General features: G+C 43.4%; 11 protein-coding genes and 1 pseudogene. All 12 read right to left on the reverse strand.

Going from position 1 to position 10006, the window contains the following annotated elements; translation table 11 throughout:
• On the reverse strand, positions 1–267 hold a 267-nt coding region (locus tag Q0296_RS11445; protein ID WP_298040706.1), incomplete at its 3' end, for an NAD(P)H-dependent oxidoreductase.
• Positions 268–296: 29 nt separating this feature from the next.
• Positions 297–473 carry a hypothetical protein gene (locus tag Q0296_RS11450; protein WP_298040708.1) on the reverse strand — a complete coding sequence of 59 codons (177 nt, stop codon included), beginning with the start codon at positions 471–473 and terminating at the stop codon, positions 297–299.
• 8 nt (positions 474–481) lie between these two features.
• The gene (locus Q0296_RS11455; protein WP_298040710.1) at positions 482–1162 is read right to left on the reverse strand and encodes an antibiotic biosynthesis monooxygenase; all 681 of its coding nucleotides are present in this window, start codon (positions 1160–1162) and stop codon (positions 482–484) included.
• A gap of 13 nt (positions 1163–1175) precedes the next feature.
• Positions 1176–1667 carry a hypothetical protein gene (locus tag Q0296_RS11460; protein ID WP_298040712.1) on the reverse strand — a complete coding sequence of 164 codons (492 nt, stop codon included), beginning with the start codon at positions 1665–1667 and terminating at the stop codon, positions 1176–1178.
• 16 nt (positions 1668–1683) lie between these two features.
• Positions 1684–3120 (reverse strand): subtype B tannase, encoded by a 1437-nt coding sequence (locus Q0296_RS11465; RefSeq protein ID WP_298040713.1) that lies wholly within the window; start codon positions 3118–3120, stop codon positions 1684–1686.
• A gap of 10 nt (positions 3121–3130) precedes the next feature.
• Positions 3131–3697, reverse strand: a complete 567-nt coding sequence (locus tag Q0296_RS11470) for a flavin reductase (RefSeq protein ID WP_298040715.1) — start codon at positions 3695–3697, stop codon at positions 3131–3133.
• Between the two features lie 4 nt (positions 3698–3701).
• Entirely contained in the window at positions 3702–4091 is a 390-nt protein-coding gene (locus Q0296_RS11475) for a hypothetical protein (RefSeq protein WP_298040717.1), read from the reverse strand.
• Positions 4092–4119: 28 nt separating this feature from the next.
• Positions 4120–4875 carry an SDR family NAD(P)-dependent oxidoreductase gene (locus tag Q0296_RS11480; protein ID WP_298040718.1) on the reverse strand — a complete coding sequence of 252 codons (756 nt, stop codon included), beginning with the start codon at positions 4873–4875 and terminating at the stop codon, positions 4120–4122.
• Positions 4872–5513, reverse strand: a complete 642-nt coding sequence (locus tag Q0296_RS11485; protein WP_298040720.1) for an NAD(P)H-binding protein — start codon at positions 5511–5513, stop codon at positions 4872–4874. Before Q0296_RS11485 ends, Q0296_RS11480 begins: the two co-directional genes overlap by 4 nt.
• 29 nt (positions 5514–5542) lie before the next feature.
• Positions 5543–6688, reverse strand: coding sequence for an iron-containing alcohol dehydrogenase (locus tag Q0296_RS11490; protein ID WP_298040722.1), 1146 nt, complete (start codon positions 6686–6688; stop codon positions 5543–5545).
• Positions 6689–6772: 84 nt separating this feature from the next.
• Positions 6773–7447: an anaerobic ribonucleoside-triphosphate reductase activating protein gene (locus tag Q0296_RS11495; protein ID WP_298040723.1), complete on the reverse strand. Its 675-nt coding sequence runs from the start codon at positions 7445–7447 to the stop codon at positions 6773–6775.
• Positions 7448–7548: 101 nt separating this feature from the next.
• Positions 7549–9828, reverse strand: a pseudogene (locus Q0296_RS11500) (ribonucleoside triphosphate reductase).
• Positions 9829–10006: the final 178 nt, after the last annotated feature.

A 10006-nucleotide genomic window follows, 5' to 3' on the forward strand; every position in this document is an offset into this window, starting at 1 on the left:
GAAGCCATGAACTAGCACATCTTCAAACCACTTTTGCAAAAGCGATGGCACGCCGTACCAGAAAAATGGATAAACAAGCACGATCACATCAGCCTTTACTAGCTTTTCTTGCTCGGCTTTTACATCGATAGCATAGTTTTTATAAAGCTCGCTTAGTATGTCAAATTTAGCCTCTGGCAGGTGCTTTTTTAGCTCGTCCAAAATGATCTTATTTGCAAAGGAATTTTCAAGGTCGGTGTGACCTGATACGACTAAAATTTCACTCATTTTTGCCCCTTAAATTTACTTTCTTAAATTTACTTGCAAACAAAGCTACTTGCCTTGCTCGCGTTGCCACTCTCACTCCACACCGCGTCTATCATCTCGTTGTTTAAAATTTTCACATCTTTTAAACTCTCACATCCTGCCCTATCAAGGGCAAAAGCCGTGCTGCCAATGAGTGCTAGTGCGCAAAAAAGTGAAATTTTCTTCATAACATCTCCTAAAATTTTACCTTGCTAAATGAGGTCTCGTTCTTAAGACCAAAGCCGTCAAATTCATCTATTAGCCCAGCTCGCTCTTTGGCGTAAGCCTTGTAGTTTTCGCTGTGGCGGTAGCTCTCAAAGCTAGCTTCGTCCTTGTAAATTTCAACCAGCACCCATTTGTTTGGCGCATCCTTTTGACTAAAAGCAAACTGCGCGTAAGCGCCATCATCTACGCTTTTTTGCATATATGTTTTGATGATCTTTTCAAATTTCGCATCGCTTTTTGCCAAAAGGCTTAAATTTGTGATGTGAAAGTAGGCATCTTTTAGGCGCTCTGGCGTTAAATTTTTAGAAAACGCAGCCCTCTTTTTCACGCTTATAGCCTTTTTGCTAGCTAAAATTTCAGTGCTTGCGCTTGAAAATTTCTTAAAATGCGCCGAGTTTAGATGTTTTTTATAAGCCGCCTCATCCTTGTAAAACTCAAGCACGTAAAATAGCTCTGGCTTGCTCTTTGCGCTCGCAAAAAAGATCGCCTGCGTGCCTGGCTCGCTCTTTGAGCTTAGTATTTTTTCCCTGCCAAGACGCTTTAGCAAGCTCTTGTTATTTGGCGTTGAAAGCAGCTCCTGTAAGCTCACTTTCGCCTCCGCCCCAAAGGCAAACGCCGCCAAAACTGCTAGTAAAAATAGCTTTTTAAACATCAAATTCCCCTTATCACTTCGCCTTTTTCATATCAGCTTTAGCTTTGATCTCTTCTGCGCCTTCTAGGTCAAGCTGTGCTTTTTTAAAGGCTTTGCGAGCTTTTTCTAAGCGGTTAGAGTTTTTGACACTTGGGTTATCAGCATAGGCTTTTTCTGCCTCTTCTAGCTTAAATTTCTTGTCGCCATAGTTCTTTTGTGCTTTTTCAAGGTCATTTGTAGCTTTGTCGCCACCTAGTAGCTCAGCCTTTGATGTGACCTTACCAGTGACTGGGTTTCTACCGATAGTCATATCTAGTTCGCGTTTAGCTCTAGCAGCGGTTCCGCGATTAACAAAGCACTCTTTTTTTCCACCTATTAGCATATCACCAATTAAACGTGGTCTATTTTTTGGGTCACTACAATCAACCGCTTCTTTTGCATAGCCAAATGTAGCTCCCAGAGCCGCTACTACCAATAAATTTATAAATTTCATTTTACTCTCCTTGAAAATTTTTAAATTTCTCATACTTTCTCCTTTAAATTTATCTTTGCTCAACTCTTTTCATCCAAGCAAAAAGCTCGTCTAAATCATAATCGCCGCCGTGTCCTTGCCCCCAGACCGCTTCAAAATCAACCTCCTTGCCAGCATTTTTAAGCGAGAGTGCGAGCATGGCAGGCACGGCAAGGGCTAGGTCGGTGTCGTTTGTGCCCTGCCTTATGCGGTAAAATTTCGCCGCCTCTTTGTTTTTAGCGTAGTTCATCGCATTCATCATCTTTATGACGCTAGCCTCCGCCATCTCGCCCCAGCTTCGCTCTTTTGCAAATTTAGTAAAGTGCTTTGCAGGCGTTTTGCTATCGCCAAAAAGGTCGTTTTCAGGATTTTCTAGCCCAAATCCGTCAAAGGCAACCACCGCTTTGGCTCGTTTTAGCGAGGCGATGAAGTCCTCAAATTTGAATGTATATCCAAGCGAGCAGCCCTGCGTGTCAAGAGTTATAAATTTAGGCGTGAGCGTGCTTTTGTCGCTGCTTTTTGTAGCGGTAAATGCCTTTGAGATGAGAGCGTTTATATACTCTTTGAAGCTGCCCTCGCCGTTTTCATCAAGGCTTAGTGCGTGGCCTTTGGCGTCTTTTAAATTTAGCGAGTTTAGATAGGCTGGGAATTTACTCTTTAGCTCACGTGAGAGCTCTTTTTGCGTGGCGTTTAGCTCGCCTGTGATCATCTTTGGCTTTTTGCTCCTGTCGTTAAAAGTGCTCGCGTCAAGACTTGTAAAATCAATCCTTTCAAATTTATCCAAATCCCCAAACATCCACTCATACGCCTCGTCCTCATGCTCTAAATTTGTAACAGGGCAGTAGGCTGAGACGGCATAAATTTGATCGTCCGCCTTCGCAGCGCCTAGCTCGCTAAGATATGGCTCGTACTCTTTTGCGTTTGCGCTAGTGCCTAGAAGTGCCGACATCGCGCCACCTGCGCTCGTGCCGTTTGAGATGATCTTATTTGCGTCGCCTGGCATAAATTTGTCGTTAAATTTAAGATATCTAACGGCCGCTTTTAGATCGACTATCGCAGCTGGCGCTTTGCCGATGAAGCGCTCGCCATCTTTTAGCGTCCTACCCCTAGCGCCAACGCTTGCCACGACGTAACCTCTAAGAAGCGCTTCAAGAGTGGCATTTGGCTTTTCGTTTTTGGTTTCTGGCTTTTGAGGTTTGGCTGGCATGTAGCCGCCTATGCCATTTGGCATAAAAATAGCCGTAGTTTTATCGTCAAATTTACCCTCTGGCACATAAAAATTTAAGACCTCGTAGTCGCTCGTTGGCTTTGCCACATAGACTATGCCCTCATAAGCTCTAAATTTAAGCGTCCTCTCGCCAACTTGCACGCTTTTTAGCTCAAATTTACTCTCATTAAATTTTAGCTCGCTACCAAAGCACGCCCCAGCCAAGCAAACCGCCAAAACTAGGCATTTTGCACTTTTCATACTTCGTCCTTTAACCGATAATGGCTGCCTTTTCCTCAAATTTCGCCGCTCCGTCAGCATAAAACTGCCCGCCAGCTACGTAGTGAGACGTCCTTAGCACATCATCTAAATTTTCAAATTTCCAGTGGCCGCCCTCAAAAACGCGCGTATCGGCGTAGGCTGCCACGACTTTGGCCTTAAAAAGGTCAAACTCGCTCTCGTTTTTGGCGTCTTTGATGATCTCGCAAACCATGTAGACTGCGCACTCTTTTAGCAAAGGCACGCCATTTTCGTAAAACATCTCCACGCCAGCAAGCTTGTTTTTGTCGCTGTGCATACTGGTCGTGCCAAGTCTTGCGATAAGGGCGGTATCTTTGAAAAATGGCACGCAAAGGCCAAATTTACCGCTCTTTTCAAAAAGCGAACGGGTAAATGAGCCAGAGTCTACGACTGCTGTTATCTTGTCGTAGTCTAGCGGGCAGACCCAATAGGCACTCATCGCGTCTACGACGCCCTCGTGGCTTGCGCAGATGATGAGCGTTGGGCCGTGGTTGATGAGGCGGTAGGCCTTGTTTAGATCAACTTTTTGTAGTGCCATTTGATTATTTTTTAGAAATTTTATATTTTTTGCCTGCTTTTTCTAGCTGTATGCTGCCATCTTCAGATACAAATTTCTTGCCTTTTTTGCTTAAAATTTGGCTCTCGTTGCCTAGGCTAGCCCAGAAAATTTCTACTTTATTTTTCTTTTTGTTAAATATCCCATAAACTGCCAAAGTCTTGTTGTCTGGGTCGTCCAAGCGAACGTCAGCTACGTTAAATACCTGAACGCAACCATTTTTAAACTCAGAGTAGCTCTGTCCTGCTGAAGGCATGCAGCCGTGGCTATCTACACTGCTTTCGATCTTTGGCTCTGGAGCGCTTTGTGGAGCTGGCTCTGCTTGTTTTTTCGCACATCCGCTAAAGGCTAGTAAGCCAGCCACTGCTATAATCATAAGTTTTTTTCATTGTCTTTCCTTTTTGTTAATACTTAACCGCATAGTCAAATTTTGGCTTACTTAGACTAAACTCAAAGCTATCTCTATCCACCGCGCCAACGCAGTAATGGCTATCATAAAGGCGAAGCAAAAACTCCGCCATCTCTTCACTCGTGTGGTACTTTTTAAACGCCTTGTCGTAGTCGTAGCTCTCTTTGTTAGTTGCCACCATGCCAAATTCTGTCTTTGTAGCAGCTGGGGCCAGCACTTTTGCTTGCATCTTCGCCTGCTTGTCTTGTGCTAGCTCGTGGTAAAGGCCCTCACTAAATGCGCTGACGAAAAATTTGCTAGCGCAGTAGGTCACGACGTTTGGCACGATCTTGTAGCCTCCTATTGATGATATATTTATTAGTTTTGTCTCTTTTTCTCTATATTTTTTTACAAATAGCATTGATAGCGTCACAAGTGCGGTGATGTTTAAATTTAACATCTGCGTCACCTTATCTAAATTTTGCTCGCCGACCTTGCCGTAGTAGCCAAAGCCAGCGTTGTTTATCAGTGCTTTTAGCTCAAATTTTTCTAAATTACGCCAAAGAGCTAGGACATTTTCTTGCTTTGAAAGGTCGCAAAGCTCTACCACGACCTCTACATCTGCAAATTTAGCTATCTCGCTTTTTAGCTCTTCTAAAAGCTCCTTGCGTCTTGCAACTAGGATCAAATTCTCCCCGCGCCTTGCAAATGCCTTTGCCGCTGCCGCTCCTATGCCTGAGCTTGCCCCAGTGATCACTATATATTTTTTCATTTTGTAAATTCCACCGGACTATAAATTTTCACACCTTCGCTGTGATCATCTTGCGCTACTTGCACGATCACTCTGGCGATGTCAGCTGCCCTCATCGGACGATACTCGTCAAAAAAGCCTTTTGGGATAAATTTAAACGCCTTTATCGCCAAATACTCACCTAGTCTAAATTCTTTCCTATCAGCCTCGATAAGTGGCAGCCTAGCGATATGAAATGAGCTATATCCAAGCTCTTTTATCTTCGCTTCTGCTTGACCTTTTGCCTTTAGGTAAAACGAGCCTGACTTTCTGTTTGCACCTGCAGCCGAGAGCAAGACAAAGCGTTTTGCACCGCACTCCAAGCCAAATTTGGCGAAATTTATAGGATAGGTCACATCGACTTTATAAAACTGCTCTTTGTGCTTTGCCGCCTTCATCGTCGTGCCAAGCGCGCAAAATACGTCATCAGCGATAAATGGCACCTCATCTTTAAAATCATCAAAATTTACTATCTTTACTTCAAGCTTTTCATGAGTAAATTTTAGCTCACTTCTAACAAGAGCGACCACCTTGCTATAGTGCTCACTCTCGCATAAATCTTTTAAAATTTCACTTCCTACAGCGCCGCTGGCTCCTGCTATAAGGGCGACTTTTTTCATGTTTATCCTTTGTAAATTTTGGATAAATTCTATCTCGCTAAGGCAAAAATTTCGCTTATGGCCTCTTTTGTATAAATTTGCTCCAAGCCCCTGCCCTTGGCGTAGTCATAAACTAGCGCCATGATCTCGTCTAAATTTGACTCATCAACGCCGATTTCTATGAGGCTTGTTGGTGTGCCGATCTTAGTAAACCACTCTTTTAGCTTCTCTATCGCCACGTCTGCGTCGCTCACACCAAAAATTTCCCTGCCAAAACGCTTAAACGCCTCTAAATTTCTACCCTTATACCACTTCATCCAAGCTGGCATAACGACACTTAGCCCAGCTCCGTGCGCGCAGTCCACGACCGCACCTATGGCGTGCTCGATCATATGGTTTGGATAGCTAAAGCCAGCTGTGCCGACATATGTTAGGCCATTTAGCGCCATCGTCGCAGCCCAGGCAAACTCGCCTCTTGCAGCGATATTATCTGGCTCTTTTAGTAAAATTTCAGTCGTTTTCATAACGGTTTTGATGTTTGCTTCGATGTATAAATTTATGATCTCAGGCTGGATGCTCGCCGTAAAGTAGCCCTCAATGCTGTGAGCGATGATGTCTGAGGCTGAATAGACCAAGTACTCCTTGCTAACGCTTGCTTGAAGAAGTGGGTTTATCACCGACACTTTTGGGTAAAGACAAGCGCCGTGCATGGCAAATTTCTCTTTTGTGGCTTCGTTTGTGACGACTGCGCCGCCGTTCATCTCTGAGCCAGTTGCAGCTAGTGTTATGATGTCAAAGATCATAAGCGCTTCTTTTGGATCTTTACCCGTAAAAAAGTCCCAAACATCGCCGTTATATCTAACTCCAGCAGCCACGGCTTTGGCACTATCAAGCACCGAGCCGCCGCCGATGGCTAGCACGCTATCTACGCCCTCGCTTCTGGCTAAATTTATCGCTTCATTGACCTTACTAAGCACTGGATTTGACTTCACGCCGCCTATCTTGCAAAACTCGATGCCATTTGCGCTTAGGCTCTTTGTGGCAACGTCAAAAAGTCCGTTTTTCATGATCCTATCACTGCCGTATATTATGAGCGTCTTTTTTACGCCAAATTCTTTCATATATTTGCCGATGTTTTGCTCTTTGTCTTTGCCAAATTCTATCTTAGTTGGGTTTAAAAAGCTGAAATTTTGCATATTTTTCTCCTTGTTTGTTTTTATGGTTTGGGATAAATTTTAGTTAAATTTTCTTATTTTTAGCTATTTTTATCTGCGCTAAATTTAGAAATTTCTTAGTCTGATAGGTAGTTTTGATGTGATCTTATCTGGATCGAAGCTGTTTTTTGGATCGCCTAAGCCTCCAAAATTTTCGCCAGTGTTAAAGAATTTTTGTAAAAAGTAGTCGCCTCTGTATCCAAGCTCGTAAAGTAGCTCAGACATTTCGCTGATATCCTTTTCGCTTAGCAAGTCCGCATGCACGGTCGTTCTCACTTCAAATTTAAAATTTATCTCTATGAGATATTTTAGCGTGGCAGCAAATTTCTCATATAAATTTGAGCCAGTGATGCCGATAAATTTCTCTTTTGGAGCTTTAAAATCAAGCGCGATGTAATCAATCAGTCCCTCATCTATCGCCTCTTTTAAGACGTCGCAATACGAGCCGTTAGTATCTACCTTTAAGCTAAAGCCGCGCGCCTTTACCTCGCGCGCTAGCCTTAAAAAGAGAGGGTTTGCTGTACATTCGCCACCGCTAAAGACTATGCCATTTAGCTTGCCGACCCTGCGGTCTAAAAAGTCGCAAACTTCGCTAAAGCTTATAGTGCCATTTGACTTTACGACCTCGATGTTGTAGCAGTATCCACAGCGCATATTACACCCAGCAAACCAAATGACAGCTGCCACTTTATCTGGATAGTCAAGCATCGTAAATGGCGTTATACTAAAGACTCTTTGCAAGTTTTTGACCCCTTTTTTAAATTCAAAGGCACAAGGGGCGTGCCTTTGGCTTGCATTTTAGTTTATTTTTTTAAATTTATTATTGTTTTTAGGCAAGAAATTTATCTCTTGCAACAACTTGCGTATTCGTCAAATTTAACACGCTCTTTGTGCTCGCCTTTTTTGCCGAGGTTAAAGCTCTCAACTGGTCTGTGATAGCCCATAACACGAGTATAGACCACGCATCTTGTGCGTTTATCTTGCACTTTTTCTAAAATTTCTTTTTCTGTCATTTCCTCTCCTTATTTGGATTTTTTCTTCTCTTTTTCTATAAGCTCTGCGTCACAAAGTGGGCAAAACTCATGCTCGCCAGCTATGTAGCCATGCTTTGCGCAGACGCTAAAGACTGGCGTTATCGTGATGTATGGGAGTTTGTAGTTTGAGATTATACTCTTTACAAGCTCTTTGCAAGCTTTAGCCGAGCTTATGCGCTCTTTCATATATAGGTGAAAGACGGTGCCGCCTGTGTATGCGCTTTGTAGCTCATCTTGCAGGTCAAGCGCTTCGTAAGCGTCGTCTGTGAAATTTGCTGGAAGCTGGGTTGAGTTTGTGTAGTAGATATTATCACCCTCGCCTGCTTGGATGATGTCTGGATAGCGCTTCTTATCCTCTTTGGCAAAGCGGTATGTTGTGCCCTCAGCTGGTGTGGCCTCAAGGTTGTATAAATTTCCGCTCTCTTCTTGAAATGTCCTTATCTTATCGCGTAAAAAGCCAACCATCTCAAGGGCAAATTCTCGTCCAAATTTAGTTGAAATATTCTCTTTATCGTCAGTGAAATTTCTAAGTAGCTCGTTCATGCCATTTATACCGATCGTGCTAAAGTGGTTGTTAAAGTGCTTTAGATACCTAGCTGTGTAAGGATAAAGCCCTCTATCATACATCTCTTGGATAAATTTACGCTTCTTCTCTAGGGTTGATTTAGCTAGGTCTAAAAGGTAGCTAAGCCTGTTGTAAAGTGCGACCTTATCGCCTTTGTAGTTATAACCAAGGCGGGCTAAATTTATAGTGACGACTCCGATCGAGCCAGTCATCTCAGCACTTCCAAAAAGACCGCCACCACGCTTTAAAAGCTCTCTTAGATCAAGCTGCAAGCGGCAGCACATAGAGCGCACGTGGCCTGGTTTGTAGGCGTTTTCGTTTTCTATCTTGTTGCCATTTTCGTCATAAGTGTATTGTGAGCCGATGAAATTTTGAAAGTAGCTTGAGCCCATTTTGGCGGTATTTTCAAAGAGCACATCCGCCACTTCGCTATCCCAGTTAAAATCCTCTGTGATATTTACCGTCGGTATCGGAAATGTAAAAGGCTGCGAGCACTTGTCGCCAGCTGTTAAGACCTCGTAAAACGCCTTATCTATGCGCGCCATCTCAGGCTCAAAGTCCTTGTAGGTCATATCTACTAAATTTTTCCTGCCACGCTCGTTTGCTTTTTTCAAAATTTTCTCATCTTTTACGTTTGTAAAAAGGTGTATATCATCGCTCGTTGGTATCTGATCTCTTAGGTCGCTTGGGCATGTGATGTCTATGGTTACGTTTGTAAATGGGCTTTGTCCCCAGCGTGCAGGGACATTTAGGTTAAATATAAAGCTAGTTATCGCCTTTTTGATCTCGGCGTCGCTTAGATCATCTTTGAAAACATAAGGCGCAAGGTAGGTGTCAAAGCTAGAAAACGCCTGAGCGCCTGCCCACTCGCTTTGTAAAATACCTAAGAAATTTGCCATCTGATAGAGTGCTTCTCTAAAGTGCTTTGGTGCCTTGCTCTCGACCCTGCCACGAACGCCGTTAAAGCCCTCATTTAGCAAGGCTCGCAGGCTCCAGCCAGCGCAGTATCCTGTAAGGCAGTCTAGGTCGTGGATGTGGTAGTCGCCGTTTCTGTGAGCAAGACCTTCTTCTTTGTTATAAACAGCGTCTAGCCAGTAGTTTGCTATGACTTTGCCAGCGGTGTTGTTTATAAGGCCTGCGTTTGAGTAGCTGGTGTTTGAATTTGCAGAAATTCTCCAGTCGGTGCCGTTTATATATTCATTTATCGTCTGGGTTGAGTTTATATAGGTCGTGTCGGCGTTTAGACCTAAAATTTGCTCGCGTTGGAGCTTGTGCGTGTGGCGGTAGAGCATAAAGCTCTTCATCACGTCGAAGTGCCCCGCGTTAAAAAGCGCCTTTTCGATGTAGTCTTGCACGTCCTCGACGCTCAAAACTTCGCTGTCAAACACGTGCCCCATCACATCCAAAAAGACCTTGTCGTCGTACTCTTTGGACTCGCTTTCAAAGGCTTTTTTGATAGCGTCTTGGATTTTATACGGGAGGTATTCTTGCTTCGTGCCGTCGCGTTTTAGGATAAATTTCATTTCGTTCCTTACGTTAAATTTTGATGATAAACTTGACGAAAGTATAGGCAAAGTTGGCTTAAAATTTAGTGACCGAAATTTGCTCTCCGGGCATTTTGAAAATGTCATTTTTAAGTTTAAAATAGCTCTTAAAGCGCGTATATTTGGGGATTTTATAGAGAGCTAATAAATTTTAAGA

Origin of the sequence: uncultured Campylobacter sp. (assembly GCF_937890585.1) — a bacterium.
GTDB lineage: Bacteria > Campylobacterota > Campylobacteria > Campylobacterales > Campylobacteraceae > Campylobacter_A.